At 47.6% G+C, this 25,544-nt stretch carries 27 protein-coding genes; 24 read left to right on the plus strand and 3 right to left on the minus strand.

What is annotated here, in order from left to right:
- The first annotated feature begins 2 nt into the window (after positions 1-2).
- Genes A3GW_RS0105420 through A3GW_RS0105430 form a run of 3 tightly spaced genes read left to right on the plus strand, consistent with a single transcriptional unit; the run spans position 3 to position 4,035 of the window.
- On the plus strand, positions 3-476 hold the full coding sequence (locus tag A3GW_RS0105420; RefSeq protein WP_018368286.1) for a GNAT family N-acetyltransferase: 474 nt from the start codon (positions 3-5) through the stop codon (positions 474-476).
- 50 nt (positions 477-526) lie between these two features.
- A complete protein-coding gene (locus tag A3GW_RS0105425; RefSeq protein ID WP_018368287.1) occupies positions 527-2,269 on the plus strand; it encodes an ABC transporter ATP-binding protein in 1,743 nt (580 codons plus the stop codon).
- Positions 2,270-2,271: 2 nt separating this feature from the next.
- Positions 2,272-4,035 carry an ABC transporter ATP-binding protein gene (locus A3GW_RS0105430; RefSeq protein WP_018368288.1) on the plus strand — a complete coding sequence of 588 codons (1,764 nt, stop codon included), beginning with the start codon at positions 2,272-2,274 and terminating at the stop codon, positions 4,033-4,035.
- 104 nt (positions 4,036-4,139) lie between these two features.
- On the opposite strand, the gene A3GW_RS0105435 is transcribed toward A3GW_RS0105430, so the two are convergent.
- Positions 4,140-5,489, minus strand: coding sequence for an aspartate kinase (locus A3GW_RS0105435; protein ID WP_018368289.1), 1,350 nt, complete (start codon positions 5,487-5,489; stop codon positions 4,140-4,142).
- A 173-nt stretch (positions 5,490-5,662) separates the two neighbouring features.
- On the opposite strand from A3GW_RS0105435, the gene fabM reads away from it, so the two are divergent.
- The 19 genes from fabM (at position 5,663) to A3GW_RS0105530 (ending at position 22,744) form a co-directional block, all read left to right on the plus strand.
- The gene (gene fabM, locus A3GW_RS0105440) at positions 5,663-6,451 is read left to right on the plus strand and encodes a trans-2-decenoyl-ACP isomerase (protein ID WP_018368290.1); all 789 of its coding nucleotides are present in this window, start codon (positions 5,663-5,665) and stop codon (positions 6,449-6,451) included.
- A gap of 92 nt (positions 6,452-6,543) precedes the next feature.
- Positions 6,544-6,978 (plus strand): fatty acid biosynthesis transcriptional regulator FabT, encoded by a 435-nt coding sequence (fabT, locus tag A3GW_RS0105445; RefSeq protein WP_018368291.1) that lies wholly within the window; start codon positions 6,544-6,546, stop codon positions 6,976-6,978.
- Positions 6,978-7,955 (plus strand): beta-ketoacyl-ACP synthase III, encoded by a 978-nt coding sequence (locus A3GW_RS0105450; RefSeq protein WP_018368292.1) that lies wholly within the window; start codon positions 6,978-6,980, stop codon positions 7,953-7,955. Before fabT ends, A3GW_RS0105450 begins: the two co-directional genes overlap by 1 nt.
- A 59-nt stretch (positions 7,956-8,014) precedes the next feature.
- On the plus strand, positions 8,015-8,236 hold the full coding sequence (locus A3GW_RS0105455) for an acyl carrier protein (RefSeq protein ID WP_018368293.1): 222 nt from the start codon (positions 8,015-8,017) through the stop codon (positions 8,234-8,236).
- 187 nt (positions 8,237-8,423) lie between these two features.
- Positions 8,424-9,389 carry an enoyl-[acyl-carrier-protein] reductase FabK gene (gene fabK, locus A3GW_RS0105460; RefSeq protein WP_018368294.1) on the plus strand — a complete coding sequence of 322 codons (966 nt, stop codon included), beginning with the start codon at positions 8,424-8,426 and terminating at the stop codon, positions 9,387-9,389.
- Between the two features lies 1 nt (position 9,390).
- Positions 9,391-10,311 carry an ACP S-malonyltransferase gene (gene fabD / locus A3GW_RS0105465; protein WP_018368295.1) on the plus strand — a complete coding sequence of 307 codons (921 nt, stop codon included), beginning with the start codon at positions 9,391-9,393 and terminating at the stop codon, positions 10,309-10,311.
- An 8-nt stretch (positions 10,312-10,319) separates the two neighbouring features.
- Positions 10,320-11,054 carry a 3-oxoacyl-[acyl-carrier-protein] reductase gene (gene fabG / locus A3GW_RS0105470; RefSeq protein WP_018368296.1) on the plus strand — a complete coding sequence of 245 codons (735 nt, stop codon included), beginning with the start codon at positions 10,320-10,322 and terminating at the stop codon, positions 11,052-11,054.
- Positions 11,055-11,286: 232 nt separating this feature from the next.
- Positions 11,287-12,522: a beta-ketoacyl-ACP synthase II gene (fabF, locus tag A3GW_RS0105475; RefSeq protein ID WP_018368297.1), complete on the plus strand. Its 1,236-nt coding sequence runs from the start codon at positions 11,287-11,289 to the stop codon at positions 12,520-12,522.
- The gene (accB, locus tag A3GW_RS0105480; protein ID WP_018368298.1) at positions 12,522-12,998 is read left to right on the plus strand and encodes an acetyl-CoA carboxylase biotin carboxyl carrier protein; all 477 of its coding nucleotides are present in this window, start codon (positions 12,522-12,524) and stop codon (positions 12,996-12,998) included. Before fabF ends, accB begins: the two co-directional genes overlap by 1 nt.
- Positions 12,995-13,417 carry a 3-hydroxyacyl-ACP dehydratase FabZ gene (fabZ, locus tag A3GW_RS0105485; RefSeq protein WP_018368299.1) on the plus strand — a complete coding sequence of 141 codons (423 nt, stop codon included), beginning with the start codon at positions 12,995-12,997 and terminating at the stop codon, positions 13,415-13,417. Before accB ends, fabZ begins: the two co-directional genes overlap by 4 nt.
- 383 nt (positions 13,418-13,800) lie before the next feature.
- Complete coding sequence (accC, locus tag A3GW_RS0105490; protein WP_018368300.1) at positions 13,801-15,171, plus strand: acetyl-CoA carboxylase biotin carboxylase subunit; 1,371 nt, start codon at positions 13,801-13,803, stop codon at positions 15,169-15,171.
- Between the two features lie 66 nt (positions 15,172-15,237).
- A complete protein-coding gene (gene accD / locus A3GW_RS0105495) occupies positions 15,238-16,104 on the plus strand; it encodes an acetyl-CoA carboxylase, carboxyltransferase subunit beta (protein ID WP_018368301.1) in 867 nt (288 codons plus the stop codon).
- Entirely contained in the window at positions 16,101-16,871 is a 771-nt protein-coding gene (locus A3GW_RS0105500; protein ID WP_018368302.1) for an acetyl-CoA carboxylase carboxyl transferase subunit alpha, read from the plus strand. The genes accD and A3GW_RS0105500 overlap by 4 nt, the downstream gene beginning before the upstream one ends.
- A gap of 255 nt (positions 16,872-17,126) precedes the next feature.
- Positions 17,127-17,510, plus strand: a complete 384-nt coding sequence (locus tag A3GW_RS0105505; protein ID WP_018368303.1) for a VOC family protein — start codon at positions 17,127-17,129, stop codon at positions 17,508-17,510.
- Positions 17,511-17,525: 15 nt separating this feature from the next.
- A complete protein-coding gene (locus A3GW_RS0105510; RefSeq protein WP_018368304.1) occupies positions 17,526-18,098 on the plus strand; it encodes a flavin reductase family protein in 573 nt (190 codons plus the stop codon).
- 28 nt (positions 18,099-18,126) lie between these two features.
- The gene (locus A3GW_RS0105515; RefSeq protein WP_018368305.1) at positions 18,127-20,778 is read left to right on the plus strand and encodes a valine--tRNA ligase; all 2,652 of its coding nucleotides are present in this window, start codon (positions 18,127-18,129) and stop codon (positions 20,776-20,778) included.
- Between the two features lie 98 nt (positions 20,779-20,876).
- The gene (locus A3GW_RS0105520) at positions 20,877-21,125 is read left to right on the plus strand and encodes a hypothetical protein (RefSeq protein WP_018368306.1); all 249 of its coding nucleotides are present in this window, start codon (positions 20,877-20,879) and stop codon (positions 21,123-21,125) included.
- Positions 21,126-21,183: 58 nt separating this feature from the next.
- The gene (locus A3GW_RS0105525; RefSeq protein WP_018368307.1) at positions 21,184-21,690 is read left to right on the plus strand and encodes a phosphatidylglycerophosphatase A family protein; all 507 of its coding nucleotides are present in this window, start codon (positions 21,184-21,186) and stop codon (positions 21,688-21,690) included.
- A 199-nt stretch (positions 21,691-21,889) separates the two neighbouring features.
- Positions 21,890-22,744, plus strand: a complete 855-nt coding sequence (locus A3GW_RS0105530; protein WP_018368308.1) for a bifunctional methylenetetrahydrofolate dehydrogenase/methenyltetrahydrofolate cyclohydrolase — start codon at positions 21,890-21,892, stop codon at positions 22,742-22,744.
- A gap of 36 nt (positions 22,745-22,780) precedes the next feature.
- Here A3GW_RS0105530 and A3GW_RS0105535 read toward each other — a convergent pair whose 3' ends face one another.
- Positions 22,781-23,560 carry an MBL fold metallo-hydrolase gene (locus A3GW_RS0105535; protein ID WP_018368309.1) on the minus strand — a complete coding sequence of 260 codons (780 nt, stop codon included), beginning with the start codon at positions 23,558-23,560 and terminating at the stop codon, positions 22,781-22,783.
- A gap of 109 nt (positions 23,561-23,669) precedes the next feature.
- On the opposite strand from A3GW_RS0105535, the gene A3GW_RS0105540 reads away from it, so the two are divergent.
- Entirely contained in the window at positions 23,670-24,095 is a 426-nt protein-coding gene (locus A3GW_RS0105540; protein ID WP_018368310.1) for an Lrp/AsnC family transcriptional regulator, read from the plus strand.
- Between the two features lie 38 nt (positions 24,096-24,133).
- On the opposite strand, the gene A3GW_RS12045 is transcribed toward A3GW_RS0105540, so the two are convergent.
- Positions 24,134-24,826: a hypothetical protein gene (locus tag A3GW_RS12045; RefSeq protein WP_018368311.1), complete on the minus strand. Its 693-nt coding sequence runs from the start codon at positions 24,824-24,826 to the stop codon at positions 24,134-24,136.
- Between the two features lie 75 nt (positions 24,827-24,901).
- On the opposite strand from A3GW_RS12045, the gene A3GW_RS0105550 reads away from it, so the two are divergent.
- Positions 24,902-25,513: a DUF5052 family protein gene (locus A3GW_RS0105550; RefSeq protein WP_018368312.1), complete on the plus strand. Its 612-nt coding sequence runs from the start codon at positions 24,902-24,904 to the stop codon at positions 25,511-25,513.
- Positions 25,514-25,544 lie beyond the last annotated feature (31 nt).

Below are 25,544 nucleotides of genomic sequence, written 5' to 3' on the forward strand. Positions count from 1 at the left end.
AGATGGAACTTCATTACCTCACCCCAACTGATAACTCTGCGGTGGCCACTCTTATTCGCTACTGTCTGGAAGACGAGGGCTTGGCTCTTCCTGGAACAGCTTATTTTGACCCGCAGTTGGATGACTTGGCGAGTTATTATGCGGATTTGGAGCGAGCAGACTACTTTGTCCTAAAAGATGCTGGGCAAGTCGTTGCTTGCGGTGGTTTTGGTCCGATTTCAGAATCGGTTTGTGAGCTGCAAAAACTCTATGTAGACAAAAACTACCGTCGAAAAGGCTATGCCAGCCAGCTCTTGGCATACATTGAAGAAAAAGCGCTGCAAGCAGGCTATGAGCAGATGTACCTAGAAAGCTCAACCAAGCTAGCTGCTGCTCTCAAACTCTATGAGAAGATGGGCTACAAGCAATTAGCTCAGCCATTGACCCAAGAAACAGGACACTACCTAATGGATGTCTGGATGGTTAAGTCGCTGTGATGGTCACTTACTGTTGAGCTTGCAACTCCAGAAAGACGAGAAAGGAACTTATGGCATATATTTGGTCTTATTTGAAACATTACCCCAAATGGCTCTTGTTAAATGTGGTCGGGGTTTTACTCTTTATTGTGGTCAATCTAGGTCTGCCGACCATTTTGGCACGAATGATTGATGACGGCTTGGTGCAGCAAAATGAAGCTGCCCTTTACCGCTGGTTTTGGGTCATGTTGTTAGCCAGTCTAGCTGGTCTGGTCGGTCGCCTGACCATGGCTTATGCCACCAGCAAGTTAACGACTACCATGATTCAGGACATGCGTAATGACATGTACGACAAGCTTCAGGCTTATTCTCACCATGAGTACGAGCAAATCGGCGTCTCCTCTCTCGTTACTCGGATGACAACGGATGCCTACATGCTCATGCAATTCGCTGATCAAGCCTTGCGTCTTGGCATGATTACCCCACTAATGATGCTGTTTTCGGTGGTTATGATTCTTCGCACTAGCCCATCCATGGCTTGGATTGTGGCGGTCTCCATTCCTTTCTTGGTGGCTGTGGTAGTCTACGTCGCTAGACGAACGGAGCCCCTATCAGAGCAGCAGCAAACAACGCTGGATAAGATTAACCAGTACGTGCGAGAAAACCTGACAGGCTTACGGGTGGTTCGTGCCTTTGCACGGGAAGACTTTCAGGAAGAGAGGTTTGCGACGGCCAACCAGTCGTTCACAGAGACCTCAAGCAAGTTGTTTCGTCTGACTGCCTTGACTGAGCCCCTCTTTGTGCAAATCATCATCGCCATGATTGTCGCCATTGTCTGGTTTGCCATTCCGCCACTGTCGCGAGGAGACTTGCAGATCGGTGACATGGTTGCTTTTATCGAATACGCCTTTCATGCGCTGTTTTCCTTTTTGCTTTTTTCTAACCTTTTTACCATGTATCCGAAGATGGCGGTCTCTAGTCACCGAATTAGAGAAGTGATGACCATGCCTATCTCTATCGCACCAAATGAGGATGGAGTGACGGAAACAGCGACCAAGGGCTATCTGGAATTTGACAATGTGACCTTTGCTTACCCAGGAGAGACGGAGAGCCCTGTTCTCCATAACATCTCCTTTAAGACCAAGCCCGGGGAAACCATCGCTTTTATCGGTTCAACGGGGTCTGGCAAATCTAGTCTAGTCAGCCTGATTCCTCGGTTTTATGATGTGACCTTGGGGAAAATTTTGGTCGATGGGGTCGATGTTCGTGACTACAACCTCAAGGCTTTGCGGTCTAAGATAGGCTTTATTCCTCAGAAAGCTCTGCTATTTACCGGAACGATCGAAAAAAACCTCAAGTACGGCAAGGAAACGGCGACCCTGCCAGAGCTAGATCAGGCTGCGCAAGTATCACAGGCAGCTGACTTTATCGCTAGCCGTGAGGAAGGCTACGAGAGCTTGTTGGCAGAGGGTGGTAGTAACTTGTCTGGTGGGCAAAAGCAGCGGCTGTCGATTGCGCGAGCGGTGGTCAAGGAAGCTGATATTTATATTTTTGATGATTCTTTTTCAGCCTTGGACTATAAGACTGATGCCGAGGTACGGCGGCGGTTGAAGGCGGTGACGCAGGATGCGACGGTCTTGATTGTGGCGCAACGGGTTGGTACGATTATGGATGCTGACCAGATTATCGTGCTGGACAAGGGAGAGATTGTTGGGCGCGGGACGCATGAGGAGCTCATGCTCAGCAATGCCATTTATCGCGAGATTGCAGAGTCTCAGCTAAATAGCCAGAGTTTGACAGAAAGTGAGGGCTAAGAATGACAGAACAAGGTTTTAAGCGACTGTGGCCTTATCTTAGTCGCTATCGAGGCTCACTCTTTTTAGCTGTATTCTTTAAGGTCATCAGTATTGTAGCTGGTGTTTTGGAACCCTTTGTTATTGGTTTAGTTATCACAGAGTTGACGCAAAACCTGATTGATATGGCGAAAGGTGTCGCTGGTGCAGGCATTAATTATCGCTATGTGACCCTAATTTTAGGGCTCTATCTGGTGCGTGCCCTCTTCTTTGAAGTCGGTGTTTACCTGGCCAATATCTACATGACTAAGGTGGTGCAAGGCGCGATGCGTGACTTACGCCAAGACCTCAGCCATAAAATCAATCGCCTGCCGGTAGCCTATTTTGATCAGCACCAGTTTGGTGATCTTTTAGGGCGATTTACAACCGATGTAGAGACCGTCTCGAATGCTCTTCAGCAGTCTTTCTTACAGATTGTTAATGCGGTCTTGAGTTTAATTTTGGTCATCTCCATGATGGTCTGGCTCAATAGTCAGCTGGCGCTAGTGGTCATGGTTAGTATGCCCATCACCTACTTGACGGCTCGGTTCTTGTTGAAGCTGTCTCAGCCATACTTCACCGAGCAATCCAAAATTTTAGGAGACCTTAACGGGTTTGTTCAGGAGAATCTGACGGGATTCAACATTATCAAACTCTATGGTCGTGAAGAAGCATCTAGTCGAGATTTTCGCCACATTACCAGCAGCCTGCAGGGAGCTGGCTTCAAGGCTAGTTTCTTATCCAGTCTGATGTTCCTGCTTAACTCTATCTCTGATTTGACCTATGTCGTTCTAGCGCTTTTAGGTGGGCTTCAGGTGTTGGCAGGGCGATTGACCATTGGTAATATGCAGGCCTTTGTTCAGTACGTTTGGCAGATTAGTCAGCCAGTCCAGACCTTAGCGCAGTTGTCGGGACAATTGCAGAGCGCTAAATCATCTTTAGGACGGATATTTGCTGTTCTCGATGAAAACGAAGAAACGAGCAGTCCCCAAACGGCTGACGAAATCAATTTGACTGGTCAAGTGACCTTTAGCAATGTTTCTTTCCAATACAGTCCAGACAAGCCCCTCATTCGAGATTTCAATCTGACAGTTGAACCAGGTGAGATGATTGCCATCGTTGGACCAACGGGCGCAGGAAAGACTACTCTGATTAACCTTCTCATGCGCTTTTATGATGTGACTGCGGGAGCTATTTCCCTAGATGGTAGAGATATCAGAGACCTGGATAGACGGGCGGTGCGCCGCCAGTTTGGTATGGTTTTGCAGGATGCTTGGCTCTATGAAGGGAGCATCAAGGACAATCTCCGGTTTGGTAACCTCTCAGCGACCGATGAGGAGCTGGTGGTAGCAGCTCAGGCTGCCAACGTGGACCACTTTATTCGCACCCTACCAGGTGGTTACAAGATGGAAATGAACCAAGAGTCCAGCAACATTTCGCTGGGGCAAAAACAGCTCTTGACCATTGCCCGTGCCCTCTTGGCAGACCCGAAAATCTTGATTTTGGATGAAGCGACCTCGTCAGTGGACACAAGACTTGAGCTACTTATCCAGCAGGCCATGAAAAAGCTCATGCAGGGGAGAACTAGCTTTGTCATTGCCCACCGCTTGTCAACGATCCGAGAAGCAGACAAGATTTTGGTCCTTAAGGACGGTCAGATTATTGAGCAAGGCACGCATGACAGTTTACTGGCTGACAAAGGCTTCTACTATGAACTCTACCAAAGCCAGTTTGCCAAGGCAGATTAAAAAAAGGCGTGAGAATGAAATAGCCTCCTAGACTATTTCATTCTCACGCCTTTAATATTTAATGGATAATCCAAGTATTGAAACGATGGTCACACAATCAATTTCTAGTTAAAAAATGCACGGTACAGCGCTCTGACTGCAGCTTTTTCATCGCTTGTTTTAACAACAAACATGACGGAAACCTCACTGGCACCTTGGGAAATCATCACCAAGTTAATCTCCTCTTTAGCTAAAGCAGAAGTAGCAGTGGCTGCAACGCCGACATGATTTTTCATGTTTTCGCCAACAATCATAATAATCGACAAATCTCGTTCAATGTCAACATGATCAACTTCTAGTTTTCGCGTTAATTGATCGATGATTTCCTGCTCTTTGATTGGACTAAGCTCACGCTCACGCACAACAACGGATAAATCATCGATCCCTGTTGGCATATGTTCGAATCGGATATTCAAATCTTCAAGAATCTGAAGGACCTTCCGTCCAAATCCAACTTCTCGGTTCATCATGTATTTGGAAATATTGATGCTGACAAATTTATCATCCCCAGAGACCCCAACAACTGGCTGGTCTTTTTTGGGACTCTCCAAGACAATTGTTGTGCCAGGATGATCAGGGTTGTTTGTATTTTTGATGACAATAGGAACTTTTCCACGATAGGCTGGAATGAGCGCTTCATCATGTAAAACAGAGAACCCACCGTAGGCCAGCTCGCGCATTTCCCGATAAGTTAACTCCGGAATGGAGTGTGGCTGGTCAACGACACCTGGGTGAGCAGCAAATATCCCATCAACATCAGTGAAGTTTTCGTAAATATCAGCTTTAACCCCTGCTGCAACAATAGCGCCTGTAATATCAGACCCTCCTCGCGAGAAGGTACAGATTTGTCCGTCAACTGTCACACCAAAAAATCCAGGGATAACTAAAATTTCTTCAGAATCACGCAGTTTTTGCAAGGCATTATAGCTTGATGTCAGAAGTTGTGCGTTACCGGGTTCACTCGTGACGATAATGCCAGCTTCTTCTGGGTGAATATACTTAGCATCTAACCCTCTTTGTCTAAAGAAATCAGCAATCAGCTTAGCATTGTTGTCTTCTCCAGCTGCCAAAAAAGTATCGTAAAGAAACTCGTTTCCTTCTTTCGGCAGAGTGGCAAGACTGACGATGGCTAATGCGATGTCATCAAGAATTTTGTTAGACAAGCCAAGCTCATCAACCATGGCTTTATAGCGGTTGATGATCCAGTTTTGATCAGCCGTCACATCGTGATTAGCGGTATAATTTTTGTAGTATTTAATCAGGGCATCGGTCACTTTTGTGTCATCTGCCGAACGTTTGCCTGGTGCTGAGACAATGACGAAACGTCGTTCATTATCTGATTTAACAATGTTAAAGACTTTTTCTAGTTGCTGGGCAGAAGCAAGAGAGCTACCACCAAATTTGGCTACTTTCATGAGTGGTCCTATTCTTTCTAAAACTTTACCCTAACATTATAGCAAAGACAATAAACTTTGTCAGTAGCTTTGCAGTTTTTACTTGCATTTTCAGTTAAATCAGTTATAATAAAGTAAATCATTTGATTGTCAAATGATTTATCTATCTAACTATACAAGGGGATGATAAGGAGATGTTTGAAGAAATTATCTATGAGGTAGCAGATGGTGTTGCCACACTGACCCTCAATCGCCCTCAAGTCTCTAATGGCTTTAATGTACCCATTTGCGAGGAGATTTTAGCAGCGATTGAGCTAGCCAATCAGGATCAAGCTGTGAAGATTCTTCTGGTCAAGGGTGAGGGAAAGGTGTTCTCTGTTGGTGGAGACTTAGCCGAGATGCAACGGGCTGTGGATGCCGATGATGTGTCGTCTTTGGTAAAAATAGCAGAGCTGGTTAACACGATTTCCTTTGCCTTGAAGCGTCTGCCAAAACCAGTGATTATGGCAGTTGATGGCCCAGTGGCTGGTGCAGCCTTTAACATGGTTATCGCTGCAGATTTTTGCATCGCAACCGAGCGGGCAAAGTTTATCCAAGCCTTTGTGAATGTTAATCTAGCACCCGATGCTGGAGGTATTTTCCTTTTGACCCGTTCGTTAGGAATCAATCGAGCGACACAGCTTGCGATGACCGCAGAAGCTGTAACAGCTGAACGTGGTTTAGACTATGGTTTTGTTTATAAAACTTGCACGTCAGATAAGTTAGACAAAACGGTTACGAATCTGATCACAAAATTAAACAGAGCTTCTTTTCAATCCTATGCGGCAATCAAACAGATGATTTGGGCTAGCGAATTTGCAGGTTGGGAAGATTATGCTAAGTTAGAATTGAAATTGCAGTCAGACTTAGCTTACAAAGAAGATTTCAAAGAAGGCGTTCGAGCTTACACTGAAAAACGCCGCCCTAAATTTACAGGAAACTAGTGATGACATTTTTTTCTTGTCAAACAACTTTGGTTGTGATATAATTTGACCATCAAAGTTCTAGCTTTGATAAGATACAGTGGGGGTGTGGTGTGGACTACAATCAAATCAATAGTTACTTAGTAGATATTTTTAACCGTGTTTTGGTTGTAGAGGAGAACAGCCTGAGACAAAGTCAGTTTAAGGATGTTAGTTTAAAGGAAATGCACACCATTGACATTATTGGAATAAACAAGGATGTCACACCATCTGATATTGCAAAAGAGCTGCTCCTAACCCTAGGAACAGTTACCACCAGCCTTAATAAACTGGAAGCAAAAGGGTACATCACACGGACACGTTCGCTGACAGATCGTCGTGTGGTTTACATTAGCTTAACAAGCAAGGGACGCTTGCTGTATAGACTCCACCGTCAGTTCCACAAAAATATGGTGTTAAAGGTATTAGGCGATATGAGCGAGAGCGAGGCCCTAGCGCTTCAAAAAGGTCTAGCTAGCCTTCACCAGTTTCTGGAGGACTTGATGTGATGACCTATGCAAGAATTAGTCAGGTCGCTCACTACGTACCTAGTCAGGTGGTGACCAATGATGATCTCGCAGCAATCATGGATACCAGCGACGACTGGATTGCTAGTCGTACGGGTATTAGAGAGAGGCGGATCAGCCAGACAGAGGACACCAGTCAGTTAGCGACAGCCGTTGCTGAGCAACTGCTGCAAAAAGCAGGCTTGACGGCAGAAGAGCTTGATTTTATCATCGTTGCGACAATTACGCCAGACAGCATGATGCCTTCAACAGCAGCTCTCGTTCAAGGCGCTCTTGAAGCTACGCGTGCATTTGCGTTTGATATTACGGCAGCTTGCTCAGGTTTCGTCTTTGCCTTATCAACCGCTGAAAAATTTATCCAGTCTGGTCTTTATCAAAAAGGTCTTGTCATTGGGGCGGAGGTCTTTTCTAAGATTTTGGACTGGTCTGATCGCAGCACCGCTGTACTCTTTGGTGACGGTGCTGGCGGGGTCTTGCTGGAGGCCAGTGAGCACCAGCATTTTCTGGCCGAGAGCCTCAACACCGACGGCACCCATAGTCAGGCCTTGCGGTCAGGGAAGTCAGGGTTTTCATCGCCTTTTGCGGCAATGGCAGAGCAGGCTGATAGTCGGGTTCAGATGAACGGTCGAGCTATCTTTGATTTTGCCATCAAGACCGTATCAAAAAGCATCCGTCAACTATTATCCGACAATGACTTATCGCCAGAGGTTGTCGATTACTACCTGCTCCATCAGGCCAACAGTCGCATCATTGACAAGATGGCTCAAAAAATTGGCGCTGACCTAACTAAATTTCCAGCCAACATGATGAGCTATGGCAATACCAGCGCAGCGTCCATTCCTATCCTGCTCTCCGAGTGCGTCGCCGATGGGCGGATTCGTCTCGATGGTAGCCAAACCGTCCTCTTATCAGGCTTCGGTGGTGGCTTGACCTGGGGTAGTTTACTGATTACAATCTAGTTATCAATGGGTTAGCACCCGTTTATAAAAATATTTTTATCCAAAAAGGAGACCCTATCATGACAGTATTTGAAAAAGTACAAGAAATTATCGTTGAAGAGCTCGGCAAAGATGCTGAAGAAGTTACTCTCACGACAACGTTTGATGAGTTGGACGCTGACTCATTGGATGTGTTCCAAGTTATCTCAGAAATTGAAGATGCGTTTGACATCCAAATCGAAACAGAAGACGGTTTGAACACCGTTGGCGACTTGGTTGCTTACGTTGAAGGCAAAATTTAATTCGTTCCATAAAGAAGCTATCAATATCATTAAAATATAGAAGTTAAGGCTAAATGATTAGCCTTACTTCTTACCTGAATAGTTTGATAGAAAAAATATTTTTTTATCAAACTTGCTAGGTAAGCAAGAGAAACCTGTCTTGTTTTCCTAGCAGGTTTGCTAAGTTGTAAAAAGGATAAGAACTAAAATGAACACACGTATCACAACACTATTAAACATCAAATACCCTATTTTCCAAGGGGGGATGGCATGGGTGGCAGATGGCGATTTGGCTGGTGCTGTCTCAAATGCTGGTGGTCTGGGCATCATCGGTGGGGGCAACGCTCCAAAAGAGGTTGTTCGTGCTAATATCCAGAAGGTCAAGTCTATTACGGATAAGCCATTTGGGGTCAATATCATGCTCCTATCGCCTTTTGCGGATGACATCGTGGATTTGGTCATCGAAGAGGGTGTCAAGGTCGTGACGACAGGTGCAGGAAATCCTGGGAAGTACATGGAACGCTTGCATGCAGCAGGGATTATCGTCATTCCAGTGGTGCCGTCCGTTGCCCTTGCTAAGCGCATGGAAAAACTGGGTGTGGATGCTGTCATTGCCGAAGGTATGGAAGCAGGCGGACACATCGGTAAGTTGACGACCATGACCTTGGTGCGTCAGGTTGTCGAAGCGGTGACGATTCCTGTCATTGCAGCAGGTGGTATTGCAGATGGTCACGGTGCGGCTGCAGCCTTTATGCTGGGGGCAGAGGCGGTGCAGGTAGGGACACGCTTTGTTGTGGCGACAGAGTCCAATGCCCACCAAAACTTCAAAGATAAGGTTTTGAAAGCTAAGGACATTGATACGGTGGTGTCGGCGTCTGTTGTCGGGCACCCTGTCCGTGCTATTAAAAACAAGCTGGCGACAGCTTACAGTCAGGCTGAGAAAGATTTCTTAGCGGGTAAAAAGACGGCTGAAGAGATCGAAGAGCTTGGAGCTGGTGCCCTTCGCAATGCGGTGGTTGACGGGGATGTTGACCATGGTTCTGTCATGGCAGGTCAGATTGCAGGTCTCATCAGCAGGGAAGAGACTTGTGAAGAGATTTTGAAGGATATTTACTACGGTGCGGCTGCAGTGATCAAGGAAGAAGCAGCGCGTTGGGCAAGTATTGGAGAATAAGATGACAAAGACAGCTTTTCTGTTTGCAGGGCAAGGGGCGCAGTGTCTAGGGATGGCACGGGACTTGTACGATACCTATCCAATTGTCCGAGAGACCTATGAAGCGGCTAGCCGTGTCTTGGGCTATGATGTGAGGGAACTTATCGATACCGATGAGGTCAAGCTCAATCAGACCCGCTATACCCAGCCAGCCATGCTGGTGACTTCTGTGGCGATTTTCCGTCTCTTGCAGGAGCAGGGATTGGTGGCTGATATGATGGCAGGTCTGTCCTTGGGCGAATACTCAGCCCTTGTGGCAGCAGGCTATCTGGATTTTGAGGAAGCAGTCGCCCTCATCGCCAAGCGTGGGGAGTATATGGAAACAGCAGCTCCTGCTGGATCAGGCAAGATGGTGGCCGTCCTGAATACGGATGTCGCTGTCATCGAAAAGGCCTGTCAAGCAGTCGCTCACTTGGGTGTAGTCAGTCCTGCCAACTACAACACGCCAGCACAGATTGTCATCGGTGGTGAGGTAGAGGCGGTGGATGCGGCGGTAGAACTCCTCAAAGAGCAAGGCGTCAAACGCCTGATACCACTGAATGTCTCTGGTCCTTTTCATACGGCACTCCTCAAGCCGGCGTCGGACAAGCTAGCACTTGCTCTAAAAGAAGTGGCCTTTCATGAGGGAACTTGTCCTGTCGTTGGCAATACCGAGGCGGCTATTATGGCGACTGCGGACATTCCAAGTCTGTTGACTCGTCAGGTCATGGAGCCTGTACGGTTTTACGAGTCGATTGCTAGCATGCAGGCAGCTGGGGTGACAAACTTTATTGAGATTGGTCCGGGCAAGGTCTTGTCTGGCTTTATCAAGAAAATGGACAAGACAGCAGGTATTGCTCACGTTGAAGACCTAGCGAGCCTGCAAGCTTTACTGGAACAATAGGAGAAATCATGGAAATCAAGCAAAAAAATGTCTTTGTGACAGGTTCTAGTCGAGGGATTGGCTTGGCGATTGCCCATAAATTTGCCAGTCTGGGTGCCAATGTCGTGCTCAACGGTCGTGGGGAGATTCCAGCAGAAACGCTGGCTGCCTTTGAGCCCTACGGTGTCAAGGTGGTGAGCATTTCAGGAGACATTTCCAGTCAAGCGCAGGCCAAGCAAATGGTTGATAGAGCTATCGAAGAGCTGGGAAGTGTGGACATTCTGGTCAACAATGCCGGCATTACCAAGGATGGTCTAGCCATGCGGATGACGGAAGAGGACTTTGATAGCGTCCTTAAAATCAACCTGACAGGGGCCTTCAACATGACCCAAGCTGTCCTAAAACCCATGACCAAGGCACGTGAGGGGGCGATTATCAACCTCTCGAGCGTGGTTGGTCTCATGGGCAATGCAGGGCAGGCTAACTATGCAGCGTCTAAGGCAGGATTAATTGGCTTGACCAAGTCCATCGCACGGGAAGTGGCCAGCCGCAATGTGCGGGTCAATGCCATTGCCCCAGGCTTTATCGAGTCGGATATGACAGATGTGTTGGCAGATAAGATTAAAGAGGCGATGCTGGGACAAATCCCGATGAAACGCTTTGGACAAGCGGAGGAAGTGGCTGATGTGGCAGTCTTTCTGGCCAGTCAAGATTACCTCACCGGTCAAGTGATTGCCATTGATGGCGGATTGACCATGCAATGAGAATACAGTTGAGTAGGGGTGTAAAAGCTGATGACATCAGCTAAACAGCCCTGACGATTGTGGCGAGCCTTTCTCGCTCTATCCACAACCTCAAACAGCCATCTTTAGGCTGTTTGAGCTGTGCAACTCACGATTTCTCGCCTTCAAGGCGCAAACGCCTTGACGCACTCAGCCACTGCGTCTCGTTGATGTGACAGTTGTAAAAATCGTACAGTTCAAAAAGGAGAACACCATGACAAAAACCAATCGTGTCGTCGTTACAGGATACGGCATTACTTCCCCAATCGGGAACACGCCAGAAGAATTTTGGAACAGCCTATACACAGGCAAGGTCGGTATTGGCAAGATTAGCAAGTTTGATACGAGTGAATACAGTGTCCATAATGCCGCGGAAATCAAGGATTTCCCTTTTGATAAATACTTTACGAAAAAAGACACCAATCGCTACGATGACTACTCGCTCTATGCCCTCTATGCGGCAGAAGAAGCAGTCACCAATGCAGGTTTGACGCCAGACACGTTAGATAGAGATCGTTTTGGGGTGATTTTGTCGACCGGTATCGGTGGGATTTTGGAAATCGAGCAACAAGTGGAGCGAATGAACACCAAGGGTCCCAAGCGGATTCGCCCGATGGCTCTGCCAAAAGCCCTGCCAAACATGGCAGCAGGGAATATCGCCATGCGGTTTGGGGCCAATGGGGTCTGCAAGTGTGTGATTACGGCCTGTGCTTCATCCAATGATGCGCTGGGCGAAGCCTTTCGTGAAATCAAATTCGGCTTCCAAGATGTCATGCTAGCTGGTGGTTCAGAAGCAGCCATTACGCCATTTGCCATCGGTGGTTTCCAGGCCTTGACCGCTATGTCCACGACCGAAGACCCGCTTCGTGCGTCGATTCCTTTTGACAAGGACCGAAATGGCTTTGTCATGGGTGAAGGTGCAGGTGTTTTGGTCTTGGAAAGTCTGGAACATGCCCAAAAACGTGGGGCGACGATCTTGGCGGAAATCGTGGGTTATGGCAATACCTGTGATGCCCACCACATGACCTCGCCACATCCAGAAGGGTTGGGGGCCATTAAGGCCATGAAGTTGGCGCTTGCAGAAGCAGGCATCGAGCCAGCAGATGTGGACTACATCAACGCCCACGGGACTTCTACTCCTGCCAATGAGAAGGGCGAGAGCGGCGCAATCGTTTCTGTCTTTGGAACCAATACGCCTGTGTCCTCGACCAAGTCCTTTACAGGTCATTTGTTGGGGGCTGCGGGTGCAGTGGAAGCCATCGCTGTTATCGAAGCGATGAAACATGCCCATGCGCCGAAAACGGCTGGCACGACAGAAGTATCTGACTACATTGAGGCGGATGTCATCTATGGACAAGGTCGGGATATGGCTATTCGCTATGCCATTTCCAATACCTTTGGCTTTGGTGGTCACAATGCGGTTATAGCATTTAAGAAATGGGAGGGCTAATGGAATTAGCAGCAATTAAAGACTTGATGGCGCAGTTTGACAGCTCAAGTCTCCGTGAATTTTCTTATAAGAATGGCAGCGATGAGCTTGCCTTTAGTAAAAATGAAGGTAGCGCTTTGGCCGTGGCACCAGTTGCTCAGCCTGCGGTGGCTAATGCTGCCCCTCAAGCGCAAACGCCAGTCGTTTCCCTAGATAAGCCTGCGACTGCTAGCTCTGCTATTGTTCCAACAGCACAAGCCGAAGGGGAAGTGGTGGAGAGCCCGCTTGTCGGTGTGGCCTACCTGTCGCCAGCTCCAGACAAGCCAGCCTTTGTGGCCGTCGGAGACAGTGTGAAGAAGGGACAGACCCTGATGATTATCGAGGCCATGAAGGTGATGAACGAAGTGCCAGCTCCACGTGATGGGGTTGTCACAGAGATCTTGGTGGCCAATGAAGCCGTCATCGAATTTGGACAAGGATTGGTGCGCATCAAATGATGGATATAAACCAGATTAAAGAGGTGCTGCCTCACCGCTACCCGATGCTCTTGGTGGATCGGGTGCTGGAGATGACAGACGATACGATTGTCGCAGTGAAAAATGTGACCATCAATGAACCCTTTTTCAATGGGCATTTTCCCCAATATCCAGTCATGCCGGGTGTCCTCATCATGGAAGCCTTGGCGCAGACAGCAGGTGTCTTGGAGTTGTCCAAGCCTGAAAACAAGGGCAAGTTGGTCTTTTATGCGGGCATGGACAAGGTCAAATTCAAAAAGCAAGTCGTTCCTGGAGATCAGCTCGTCATGACGGCGACCTTTGTCAAACGCCGTGGCACGATTGCAGTTGTTGAAGCCAAAGCCGAAGTTGATGGCAAGCTGGCAGCGAGCGGGACGCTGACCTTTGCGATTGGGGCTTGAGAGTGGGACAAAAATCGGTAACCCGAGGGGTTCGATGAGTCGTTAGCCCACTCAACCACTGCGTCTTGTTGACTGTATGATAATAACATGGAGAGACCAAGACTTTTGTCCCAGTCTTAAGGTTCGAGCCTGAAAATCAGAAAGCGGGAATACAGAAGTCGCTAACGCAGAGCGTTCGAGGTCGTTGTCCTATCCTCGCAAGACTTCCAGAGTCAGTGAAGTGACTCTCGAAGGTTCGAGTCTGAAAATCGGAAAAGGAGCAGGTTGGGTCACAAGCCTAGCGATGTGAACGACCCAACAGCTACTGTGATGTAAAAGTGTTCATTGGAAACCTTTGGCTAGGATAGCTGTCTTAGCAGAAACTGCCATAAAGAGAGAAAAGTATGTTCAAAAAAATCTTAATCGCCAACCGTGGCGAAATTGCGGTACGGATTATTCGTGCAGCGAGAGAATTGGGAATTGAAACGGTGGCGATTTATTCGCAGGCGGATAAAGACGCCCTTCATGTGCTCTTGGCAGATGAGGCGATTTGTGTCGGACCTGCCAAATCGATCGACTCCTATCTGAATATCAACGCTGTTTTATCTGCTGCAGTTGTGACAGGTACAGAAGCCATTCACCCTGGTTTTGGATTTTTAAGTGAAAATTCCAAGTTTGCGACCATGTGTGAAGAGGTGGGCATTCAGTTTATTGGCCCATCTGGTGCCGTCATGGATACCATGGGGGATAAGATCAATGCCCGTTCCGAGATGATTAAGGCAGGTGTGCCTGTCATTCCTGGTTCAGATGGGGAGGTCTTCTCTGCTGAGGAGGCGCTAGCCATTGCGGAGAAAATCGGCTATCCAGTCATGCTCAAGGCGTCAGCTGGTGGTGGTGGCAAAGGGATTCGTAAGGTCGAAAAGGCTCAAGATCTGGTGCCTGCCTTTGAGTCAGCTTCGTCAGAAGCCAAGGCAGCGTTTGGCAATGGGGCCATGTATTTGGAGAAAGTGGTCTACCCAGCTCGTCACATTGAGGTTCAAATCCTCGCAGACAAGCAAGGGCAGGTGATTCACTTGGGCGAGCGGGACTGTTCGCTCCAGCGAAACAATCAGAAAGTCCTTGAAGAAGCGCCGTCTATTGCGATTGGACAAACCATGCGCCACAAGATTGGGCAGGCAGCCGTGCGTGCAGCTCAGTCTGTTGGGTATGAAAATGCAGGAACCATCGAGTTTCTCTTGGACGAAGCTAAGGGTGAGTTTTATTTCATGGAGATGAATACCCGTGTCCAAGTCGAGCACCCTGTGACGGAATTTGTAACAGGTGTAGACATCGTCAAGGAACAAATCCGCATCGCAGCAGGACTGCCGCTATCGGTGACCCAAGAGGAGGTCGCCATCACAGGTCATGCCATTGAATGTCGGATCAATGCTGAAAATCCAGCCTTCAACTTTGCACCGAGCCCTGGTAAGATTCGTAATCTCTACCTGCCCAGTGGTGGTGTGGGCTTGCGGGTTGACTCAGCTGTTTACCCCGGCTATACCATTCCGCCTTACTATGACAGCATGATTGCCAAGGTCATCGTACATGGGGCCAATCGATTTGAAGCCCTGATGAAGATGCAGCGAGCCCTCTATGAGCTGGAGATTGAAGGGGTTGTGACCAATACAGACTTTCAGCTGGACTTGATTGCGGACAAGCGAGTAGTGGCAGGGGATTATGACACCGCCTACTTGATGGAAGAATTTTTACCGCACTACCACGCCACTCATGACTAAAATAGGAAGATACACACAAGAAGCTGGGGCATAAGCTCCCAGCCTCTCTGCTAAAAAGGAGGAAGAATGGCTTTATTTTCACGAAAAGAAAAATATATCCGTATCAACCCCAATCGCTCTGCTCGAGAAGTCCGTCCACAGGTCAAGCCTGAGGTGCCAGACGAACTCTTTTCCAAGTGCCCTGCCTGCAAGCAGACCATCTATCAGAAGGATTTGGGGCTAGAAAAGACTTGTCCATCTTGTCAGTATAACTTTCGGATTACAGCGCACGATCGCTTGACCCTGACAGTGGACGAGGGAAGTTTTGAGGAACTGTTTACAGGGATTGAGACCAAGAATCCTTTGGACTTCCCTCACTATATAGAAAAATTACAGGCAACCCGTGAAAAGACTGGTCTGGATGAGGCAGTGATGACAGGGACTGCTATGATTGAGGGACAGAGAGTGGCGCTTGGGATCATGGATTCTCACTTTATCATGGCGTCCATGGGGACGGTCGTGGGAGAGAAAATTACTCGTCTGTTTGAGCATGCGACGCAAGAACGCTTACCAGTCGTCCTCTTTACGGCTTCTGGAGGGGCTAGAATGCAAGAGGGGATTATGTCCCTCATGCAGATGGCCAAGATTTCAGCTGCTGTCAAACGCCATTCCAATGCAGGGCTCTTTTACCTGACGATTCTAACAGATCCGACCACAGGTGGGGTCACAGCCAGCTTTGCCATGGAAGGGGACATCATCTTAGCCGAACCGCAGACCTTGATTGGCTTTGCAGGACGGCGTGTCATTGAAAGTACCGTACGGGAAACGCTGCCAGATGATTTCCAAAAGGCAGAGTTTCTCTTGGAGCATGGTTTTGTCGATGCTATCGTCAAGCGGCAGCACCTGCGTGAGACCATCAGTCGCTTAATTAGTCTACATGGAGGTGTGCGATGAGTGACATCGGAAACATCATCAAGCAGTCCAGAGACCAAGCTCGCTTGACCGCTCTGGATTATGCTGAGCTCTTGCTAGATGATTTTATGGAGCTGCATGGTGATCGGCATTTCAGAGATGATGGGGCGATTGTTGGAGGTGTCGGTCGATTGGCAGGTCAGCCTGTGACCTTGATTGGTATCCAAAAAGGGAGAAATCTTCAGGACAATCTTGCCCGTAATTTTGGGCAACCTAGCCCAGAAGGGTACCGCAAGGCCCTGCGTCTTATGAAGCAGGCGGAGAAATTTGGTCGCCCTGTCATTACCTTTATCAATACTGCGGGCGCTTATCCAGGTGTCGGAGCAGAAGAGCGGGGACAGGGAGAAGCTATTGCCCGCAATCTCATGGAGATGAGTGACCTAAAAGTGCCGATTATCGCCATCATCATCGGTGAGGGTGGCTCTGGTGGTGCCTTGGCTCTAGCAGTGGCGGACAAGGTTTGGATGCTGGAGCATTCTATGTATGCGGTGCTTTCGCCAGAAGGCTTTGCTTCTATCCTCTGGAAAGATGGCAGTCGTGCCATGGAGGCGGCTGAGCTCATGAAAATCACCTCTTATGAGCTGCTCAAGCTGGATGTCGTAGACAAGGTCATCCCTGAATATGGGAAATTTACAAATGAAGTTGTCGCGACACTGAAAAGTGAATTGATTAAGGAACTTGACCACTTATGCCAACTGCCGTTAGAAGAGTTATTAGAAGCCCGTTACCAACGGTTTAGAAAATATTGATTTTTTGGCAATAGGTGTTGCTATTCTGTTAAAAAGATGATAGAATTAACCCATCAGAGGTGTTTTGAGAAAACAACTGTACAGAAAGCGGTGAGGCTGAGAAATCCGCGAGTTGGTCAAAACTAGTTGCTGATGGCTAAAACTGAACAAACAAAGTTGCGGGTACAAGCCCGAATTTGGGTGGTACCGCGGTAGTTGAACAACATCGTCCCTGTCTTTTGACAGGGGCGTTTTGACGTTTCAGAAAGGAGACTTATGCTCCATCACATTGAACTGTATGTTTCTAATTTGGCACGCAGCCGTGCCTTCTATGACATTCTCCTCCCTCGCCTAGGCTATACCCTATATCAGGAGTGGGTGCAAGGTTTCTCTATGAAAAAGGCAGAGCAGTATATCGTCTTTGTTCAAACGCCAGATGATTTCCAAAAAGCAGGCTATCACCGCTGCCGAACAGGGCTGAATCACTTAGCCTTCCATGGTGGCAGCCGTGAACAGGTTGACCAACTCAGACAGGATTTGTTGACCAGAGGAACCAAACTCCTCTACGATGACCGCTACCCCTACGCAGGAGGAGAGAACCACTATGCCCTCTACTGTGAAGATCCTGATGGAGTGAAGATTGAGGTGGTGGTAAAATAGAAAGAGGAGAACTAGATGAAAGTACCATTTGAAACAAGTAAGTTATACTATGGCTTTCCTGTTTACATTTTAGGCTACAAAGATGACAAATTTCAGTACAATATCACGACATCCAGTTCATCATATAGCCTAGGAGATATGATGGTTATAGGAATGTTTAAAGGGAGTAATGCTGCTGAACAGATACAAAAGCATAGAGAATTTACTTTAAATATCCCTTCAAAGGAACAAGCTTTTATGATGGAAAAAGCAGGTTTCTTAACGAAACGAGAAAAGCTGAAGACTCTGCAAGTTTCTTACACGATTGCAGATACCGTGGATGCCCCTCTGTTGACAGTATGCGCTATTTCTGTAGAATGTCGTGTAGTAGCTGTTGAGGAATACCAGAATTACCTAAACTTTACAGCTCAGATTACTAAGCGTTGGGTAGATAATAGTCTTTTAGATGATAAAGGGTATTTCAGAAATGAGGCATTTTTCCCGCTAGAATATATGGGTGATGGTAGAGCAAGAGTTTATCGTGAATTAACAGCAGATACACAACCATTGGGTGCTTTTATTAAAAAAGAGCGAACGACTAAAAATTGATAAAAAATAATGAATAAGGAGACACCCCATGTCAACACAACTTTCCCCTAAATACAATCCAGCAGAAGTAGAAGCTGGTCGCTACGCTAAATGGCTTGAGGCTGATGTCTTCGCACCGTCTGGTGACGAGACAGCCAAGCCCTATTCTATCGTGATTCCACCGCCAAACGTGACGGGTAAATTGCACCTTGGGCACGCTTGGGACACGACCTTGCAGGACATCATTATCCGCCAGAAGCGCATGCAGGGCTATGATGCTCTCTGGCTGCCGGGCATGGACCACGCAGGGATTGCCACCCAAGCCAAGGTGGAGGAGCGCCTGCGAGAGCAGGGCATTTCGCGCTATGACCTCGGTCGTGAAAAGTTTTTAGAAAAGGTCTGGGAGTGGAAGGAAGAGTACGCTACCACTATCCGCGAGCAGTGGGGCAAGCTGGGCTTGTCCTTGGACTACCAGCGTGACCGCTTTACGCTGGATGAGGGCTTGTCAAAAGCCGTTCGCAAGGTCTTTGTCGACCTCTACAAGAAAGGGCTCATCTACCGTGGTGAGTTCATCATCAACTGGGACCCAGCTGCTCGTACGGCCCTGTCCGATATCGAAGTGATTCACAAGGATGTGGAGGGCGCTTTCTACCATATGACCTATATGCTGGAAGATGGCTCGCGCGGTCTCGAAGTGGCGACCACAAGACCAGAAACCATGTTTGGTGATGTGGCAGTCGCTGTCAACCCAGAAGACCCACGCTACAGGGGCTTGATTGGCAAAAACGTTATTTTACCAATCATCAACAAAGCAATTCCAATCGTGGCTGACGAGCATGCCGATCCAGAATTCGGAACAGGGGTGGTCAAAATCACGCCGGCCCATGACCCGAATGACTTCCTCGTTGGGCAACGCCATGATTTGCCACAAGTCAATGTCATGAACGATGATGGCACCATGAACGAATTGGCGGCGGAATTTGCTGGCATGGATCGCTTTGAAGCCCGCAAGGCAGTCGTTGCCAAACTAGAAGAGCTTGGTAGCTTGGTTAAAATCGAAAAACGGGTGCACTCCGTAGGACACTCTGAGCGTTCAGGTGCTGTCGTTGAACCCCGCCTGTCCACCCAGTGGTTTGTCAAGATGGACGAGCTGGCCAAACGGGCAATTAGCAACCAAGAGACTGACGATAAGGTTGATTTCTACCCACCACGTTTCAACGATACCTTCCTCCAATGGATGGAAAATGTCCATGACTGGGTGATTTCACGCCAGCTTTGGTGGGGTCACCAGATTCCTGCATGGTACAATGAAGCTGGTGAGATGTATGTCGGCGAAGAAGCCCCTGCAGGTGAGGGCTGGGTGCAAGACGAGGACGTGCTGGACACTTGGTTTAGCTCTGCCCTTTGGCCATTCTCCACGATGGGCTGGCCAGATACGGACAGCCATGACTTTAACCGATACTTCCCAACCTCAACCCTTGTCACAGGCTACGACATCATCTTCTTCTGGGTGTCTCGCATGATTTTCCAATCGCTGGAATTTACTGACCGCCGCCCATTCAAGAATGTCCTCATCCACGGTCTCATCCGTGACGAACAGGGGCGTAAGATGTCCAAGTCTCTGGGCAACGGGATTGACCCCATGGATGTTATCGACCAGTACGGTGCAGACGCCCTGCGTTGGTTCCTCTCAAACGGCTCTGCCCCAGGACAGGACGTCCGCTTCAGCTACGAGAAGATGGATGCTTCTTGGAACTTCATAAACAAAATCTGGAACATTTCCCGCTATATCCTCATGAACCGTGAGGGGTTGACCCTTGAAGAGGCGCGTGCCAATGTGCAGAAGGTCGCTAAGAGCCAAGCTGGCAACGTGACCGATCGCTGGATTCTCCACAACCTCAATGAGACCATTGCCAAAGTCACAGACACCTTTGAGAAGTTTGAGTTCGGTATCGCTGGACACCATCTCTACAACTTCATCTGGGAAGACTTTGCCAACTGGTATGTCGAGCTGACCAAGGAGGTCCTTTACAGCGACGATGAGGCAGAAAAAGCCATCACCCGCTCCGTCCTCCTCTACACGCTTGACGCCATTTTACGCCTGCTCCATCCGATTATGCCGTTTGTGACCGAGGAGATTTTTGGTCAGATTTCTGATAGCAGTATCGTGGTAGCCACTTATCCAGTGGTGGATGCTTCTTTTGACAATAGCAGAGCGGCGACAGAGGTCGAGAGCCTGAAAGACTTGATTCGTGCGGTTCGTAACGCCCGTGCTGAGGTCAATGTCGCCCCAAGCAAGCCGATTACCCTCCTGATTAAGACCGCAGACAGCGAGCTAGAAGCCTTCTTTAAAGCCAATATCAACTACATCACCCGCTTCACCAACCCAGAGAAGCTGGAGATTGGCGCAGCTATTGCTGCTCCAGAGCTCGCCATGTCAGCCGTCATCACAGGCGCTGAAATCTTCCTGCCGCTAGCAGACCTGCTCAATGTCGAAGAAGAGCTAGACCGCCTCCACAAAGAGTTGGCCAAATGGCAGAAAGAACTGGACATGGTGACCAAGAAACTCGCTAACGAGAAATTCATCGCCAATGCCAAACCCGACATCGTCCAAAAAGAACAAGACAAACAAACCGACTACCAAACCAAATACGATGCCACCAAAGCACGCATTGCAGAGATGGAGAAGTTGGGGAAGTAAGCAGGTAAAACTGTATTTCAATAACCGATAAACCCCAGCAGATTGCTGGGGTTTTTGGTATAATGGGAATAAGAAATTACAAATTAAGAGGTAATTAAATGAGTAGCTCAAATGCAACAGCCTCGGCTTTTGGTTGGGATTTTCAAGCCAATTTAGGTTTGTATCTAGTGATGGATGATGATTTAACGCAAGTTGAAAAGTTTAAAATAGAAGGAAATACAGAGGACATTGAAATATATTATAGAGGTAATACGGGGAGAAAACCTTCATTTATTCAAGCAAAGGCTCAGGAAAATCCAAGGTCAGATAATACAACCTCGGAACACTTGAATAAAGGTTTCAGATGACTCCTTGTTAGTCTAATAGGATTTGGGTGTTCATCATTTCAAGGAAGGGTAAAGGAAGATGATAAGTGATTTAGAACTGCGACAAGTATCGCATGCACTCCTCGTTGAAAGAGGGGTTCAGCTGTTAGATATTGCCGAATTAGTGTTAAATTTGCAGAATAAGTACATTCCTAATCTATCAGTGGCGGAGTGTTTGGAAAATGTCCAAGCAGTGCTTGAAAAAAGAGAAGTTCAAAACGCCATCATTACGGGTATTGAGCTAGATAAATTGGCTGAGCAGGATATGCTCTCTCAACCCTTGAGAGAGATTTTGACCAGCGACCAAGGCTTATATGGCATAGATGAGATTCTTGGTCTGTCCATTGTTAATCTCTATGGCTCGATTGGATTTACCAATTATGGTTATTTGGATAAGACCAAGCCTGGGATTATCAAGCGCTTAGATAGTAAAGTTGGTCAGAGTTGCCATACCTTTTTGGACGATATCGTCTGTGCTATTGCTGCTTCAGCAGCTAGTCGCATGGCTCACAATGACCCATCAAAAATCGCAATTGTGAATCAATGATAGTCATTAAATAAGAGCAGAAGAAGTCGATAGTAAATAAGAATTCAAGCAAAAAGGTTGGATTTAAGTTGCTGTTCAGGCAGTTTCTTACGATTTAGTCGAGAAACTGCTGGTTATTTTCTTGACAAGAGATAAAAAGTACATGCTTTTTATCTTTTTTTTTGGTAGAATGGTGGTATCAATGGAGATAGGAGTTCAAATGGCAACATTAATTGATGGAAAAGGCTTAGCAAATCGTTTGCAAGAGGAATTAGCAGAAAAAGTTGCTCAGATGAAGGAAGAGCATGCTATTGTCCCAGGTTTAGTCGTGATTTTGGTTGGTGATGATCCTGCTAGTCAGGTTTACGTTGGCAACAAGGAGCGGTCAGCACTTGCCGCTGGGTTTAAGAGCGAGGTGGTAAGAGTACCTGACACTATTTCTCAGGAGGAGTTGCTGGCTCTTATCTCTAAATACAATGTGGACGCCAGTTATCATGGGATTTTGGTGCAGCTCCCTTTGCCTAAACATATTGACGAAGAGGCTGTTTTGCTAGCCATTTCTCCAGAAAAGGATGTTGACGGTTTTCATCCGATGAACATGGGACGCCTCTGGAGCGGACACCCCGTCATGGTGCCTTGCACGCCTGCTGGGATTATGGCAATGGTTGAGGCTTATGGTGTCGAACTAGCTGGCAAACGAGCGGTTGTGATTGGTCGTAGTAACATTGTCGGCAAGCCAATGGCACAGCTGCTCATGGATAAAAATGCAACGGTGACGATTGCCCACTCTCGCACCCAAAACTTGCCAGAGTTGGCGCGTAGCGCAGACATTTTAGTCGTTGCCATCGGTCAGGCTAAGTTTGTGACCAAGGAATTTGTCAAGGAAGGTGCTGTTGTCATTGATGTCGGCATGAACCGTGACGATAATGGCAAGCTCTGTGGTGACGTTGATTTTGATGAGGTCGAACCACTAGCAAGTCTCATCACACCTGTTCCAGGTGGGGTCGGTCCCATGACCATCACCATGCTACTAGAACAAACCTATCAGGCAGCCATGCGCACAGTGAATATCTAAGAGAATTATAAAAAACGCCATCTGGCGTTTTTTAGATTAAAGTATTATTATTTCTCCGTCTTGTGGAATATGTAAGCGGTCAGCGAATCCGTGTTGTTCAGCAAAAGTAGCAAGTTCCTGACGAGACAGTGCCCAGTGGTTGACGGCCTCCATATGAACAGCGATGAGCTGAGCTTCTGAATGCCGAGCGACAGCTAAGACATCGGCCTTGTCCATGACGACACGACCAAAGCCCTCAAGGGCATTGCCCCCAGCGTTGAGGACGATGACCTCTGGCTGGTAGCGATTGATGGCTGTTTTGACATCATCATTCCAGAGAGTGTCGCCAGCGAGGTAGAGCGTTTGTTCGCCCTCTGTTTGGAAGACCACCCCACAGACCGAACCGATAAGGGTCTGCATGTCTGGAGAGAGTTGGCTCATATCCTCGACGTGTACGCCATCGGTCTTGTGGAGGGAAATGCTCTCAAAGCTGGTGTCCTCGGTCAGGACACGGACATCGGTAAACCCTGCTTCGGCAATCACGGTAGCGTCAGCTTCATTTTGCACAAAAATCGGCAGAGCCTTATCCAGTACCTCAGCAGCCACAGGGTCCCAGTGGTCGATATGGAGGTGGGTGATGATGACGGCATCAATCCCAGCGGTCAGTTCTACCAAAGACAGGGGCAAATCGACTAGAGGGTTGTTCTGGGTGTTGCCCGTAACAGCTCCATCAAAAGCTGGATAAGCGCCCTTTTCTGCCAGCATGGGGTCGATGAGGAAAGTCTTTCCAGCATAGGTCAGGCGAGCCGTTGATTGTCGAAGGTGTTGAAATTGCATGTGTCAAATCCTTTCAAAATTGATAGGACTATGATACACTAAAAGCATAGGAAGATACAGGTGTTTTCAAAAGTATTTGCCCTAAAAACTTTAGTTTAGAAAGAAAGATATGCTAGACCAGACAGACCGCCAGATACTGACCCTCTTGCAAGCTAATAGTCGGTTGAAAATTAAGGATATGGCAGAAGCTGTCCATTTGACAGCCCCTGCTGTGACGGCTCGCCTACAGAAAATGGAAGAACAAGGCGTTATCCAGCGTTATACCGTAGAACTCAATCGTCATCAAACAGGGTGTATGGTTCATGTTCTAGTCTTAGTCACTTTAACAGAAGGTAACCACCAATCCTATAAGGACTATGTTAGTCGGTTTGCCTATCATGTTGACCGTCATTATCGGATTGCTGGGAATGGTTGTTACCATCTGGAAATGTATTTTGAAAAAATAGAAGATTTATCACATTTTCTTGATGGTCTGGAGCGATACGCTAGTTATCAGGTATCCACTGTTGTTAATTTTATTGCATTTGATGATTAGTGAATAGCAATTGTATTTTTTATCATGTCAGATAATTCTTAAAATTCCTCCTCATCAAAGAGGTTGTTTTTTATGGAAGCCCCTGATGTAGTGTCTGACCAGCCGACGATGGCCTGCCCTGTCTCGGTTAGATAGCTAGCGAGCATAGGCTTGATGTCTTGTACCTGCTGAAAAATGCCCTGAAACTGGTTATTATCGTAAAGCCCTTGATAGGACTGGATGAGTATCTGATCAAAAGAGGTGGCAGGCAAAAGCAGATGGACGGCGTGTTCAGGTTTAGTCTGAACTTCTTGAATCAGCCAGTCCTCAACAGGGGTTTGTTCCAGCTCGTCAAAGAAGAAGGGGTCTTTGGGTTTCTGGTTATGGTAGATGAGACGATTATCTCGGTCAGTAATGGCAGCGTGTAAGGGTAACTTATCTAGCCAGTGCAGCTGCTCTGGTTGACCAACTGTCATCAAGTAACTGGCGAGGGCTAAGCTGGTTGATATGTCCCAATCTTCTGGGGTTAAGTTGGGGAGCTCAATGAAATGTTCTGTGTTGCTGGCTATCAATCTAAAGGTCGGTTGATGATTGACCCTTTGTTCAATCAAGGTCAGCTTGTTAGGGCTTACCTGCTCAGTCATCTCATCAACAAGCTCTAGAGTGATAAATGCCTTGTACAGCTCGGCTATTGTCCTCCAAAAAGCCTTATGAGAAGGGGTCTGGGGTTGGGCGAAAAATCGTTTGTTCATAGGTCTATCATAGCACAAGGCGGACGAGGGAGCAAGTTTGTGGTATAATGATGGAAACGTAAAAGGAGAACATACATGAGAAAAACAATAAAACTCGGGCTGGTGACCGCCCTTGGTCTGCTGGTGTTAGCAGGATGTCAGAGTGTGACCGACTTTTTTAAGACCACGCAGGAGCAGTATCTGGGCTTGTCAGGGACGGTGCGAACCTTTGACGAAAACTCGCAAGTGATTGACAAGTTGACAGGCAAATCAGTATCTATCCAAAGCGATGATCGGTTTGATATGACCGATGAGCTGGGCAATATCAGCAAGGAATCCTCCGTTCTTGACGTGACGATAGGGTCTAGTCAGGTCTTGCATGTGGGGTCAACCCTAATTTTTTCTGAGGATGGCTTGACAGATTACATGGATAAGTATGGGGCTAGTGTGGAGCTTGAGACTGATGACCGCTCGCTTCCTTTTGTCAATCGTTTCTTTAATCAAATCAAGAACGACTGGACTGGTCAGAGCAAACTGATTCTCATTCGGTCGCAGAATGGGACGCCGCTAGCGACTTATTTTGGGAACAAGGTATCGACCTCTGCCCCAAATGGCATCCCCAATACGACCTACCTGCTTATCGATGGCAAGCGTTTGATTATCTATCGTGCAGACTTTACGATTTACGACACGGATTTGCTTGATTAAGTAGAAAATCAAAAGTAAACTAGCAGCTGTT

Source organism: Streptococcus entericus DSM 14446 (genome assembly GCF_000380025.1).
In the GTDB taxonomy this organism is placed as follows: Bacteria; Bacillota; Bacilli; order Lactobacillales; family Streptococcaceae; genus Streptococcus; species Streptococcus entericus.

Coding starts and splice junctions, on each gene's coding strand:
- A3GW_RS0105520 (WP_018368306.1), top strand. CDS start 20,877: ATGAGTAGCTCAAATGCAACAGCCTCGGCTTTTGGTTGGGATTTTCAA.
- A3GW_RS0105500 (WP_018368302.1), top strand. CDS start 16,101: ATGAGTGACATCGGAAACATCATCAAGCAGTCCAGAGACCAAGCTCGC.
- A3GW_RS0105515 (WP_018368305.1), top strand. CDS start 18,127: ATGTCAACACAACTTTCCCCTAAATACAATCCAGCAGAAGTAGAAGCT.
- A3GW_RS0105430 (WP_018368288.1), top strand. CDS start 2,272: ATGACAGAACAAGGTTTTAAGCGACTGTGGCCTTATCTTAGTCGCTAT.
- A3GW_RS0105535 (WP_018368309.1), bottom strand. CDS start 23,560: ATGCAATTTCAACACCTTCGACAATCAACGGCTCGCCTGACCTATGCT.
- A3GW_RS0105425 (WP_018368287.1), top strand. CDS start 527: ATGGCATATATTTGGTCTTATTTGAAACATTACCCCAAATGGCTCTTG.
- fabG (WP_018368296.1), top strand. CDS start 10,320: ATGGAAATCAAGCAAAAAAATGTCTTTGTGACAGGTTCTAGTCGAGGG.
- A3GW_RS0105550 (WP_018368312.1), top strand. CDS start 24,902: ATGAGAAAAACAATAAAACTCGGGCTGGTGACCGCCCTTGGTCTGCTG.
- A3GW_RS0105420 (WP_018368286.1), top strand. CDS start 3: ATGGAACTTCATTACCTCACCCCAACTGATAACTCTGCGGTGGCCACT.
- accB (WP_018368298.1), top strand. CDS start 12,522: ATGGAATTAGCAGCAATTAAAGACTTGATGGCGCAGTTTGACAGCTCA.
- A3GW_RS12045 (WP_018368311.1), bottom strand. CDS start 24,826: ATGAACAAACGATTTTTCGCCCAACCCCAGACCCCTTCTCATAAGGCT.
- fabF (WP_018368297.1), top strand. CDS start 11,287: ATGACAAAAACCAATCGTGTCGTCGTTACAGGATACGGCATTACTTCC.
- fabZ (WP_018368299.1), top strand. CDS start 12,995: ATGATGGATATAAACCAGATTAAAGAGGTGCTGCCTCACCGCTACCCG.
- A3GW_RS0105505 (WP_018368303.1), top strand. CDS start 17,127: ATGCTCCATCACATTGAACTGTATGTTTCTAATTTGGCACGCAGCCGT.
- A3GW_RS0105455 (WP_018368293.1), top strand. CDS start 8,015: ATGACAGTATTTGAAAAAGTACAAGAAATTATCGTTGAAGAGCTCGGC.
- fabK (WP_018368294.1), top strand. CDS start 8,424: ATGAACACACGTATCACAACACTATTAAACATCAAATACCCTATTTTC.
- fabM (WP_018368290.1), top strand. CDS start 5,663: ATGTTTGAAGAAATTATCTATGAGGTAGCAGATGGTGTTGCCACACTG.
- A3GW_RS0105540 (WP_018368310.1), top strand. CDS start 23,670: ATGCTAGACCAGACAGACCGCCAGATACTGACCCTCTTGCAAGCTAAT.
- A3GW_RS0105435 (WP_018368289.1), bottom strand. CDS start 5,489: ATGAAAGTAGCCAAATTTGGTGGTAGCTCTCTTGCTTCTGCCCAGCAA.
- A3GW_RS0105450 (WP_018368292.1), top strand. CDS start 6,978: ATGACCTATGCAAGAATTAGTCAGGTCGCTCACTACGTACCTAGTCAG.
- accD (WP_018368301.1), top strand. CDS start 15,238: ATGGCTTTATTTTCACGAAAAGAAAAATATATCCGTATCAACCCCAAT.
- A3GW_RS0105510 (WP_018368304.1), top strand. CDS start 17,526: ATGAAAGTACCATTTGAAACAAGTAAGTTATACTATGGCTTTCCTGTT.
- A3GW_RS0105525 (WP_018368307.1), top strand. CDS start 21,184: ATGATAAGTGATTTAGAACTGCGACAAGTATCGCATGCACTCCTCGTT.
- A3GW_RS0105530 (WP_018368308.1), top strand. CDS start 21,890: ATGGCAACATTAATTGATGGAAAAGGCTTAGCAAATCGTTTGCAAGAG.
- accC (WP_018368300.1), top strand. CDS start 13,801: ATGTTCAAAAAAATCTTAATCGCCAACCGTGGCGAAATTGCGGTACGG.
- fabD (WP_018368295.1), top strand. CDS start 9,391: ATGACAAAGACAGCTTTTCTGTTTGCAGGGCAAGGGGCGCAGTGTCTA.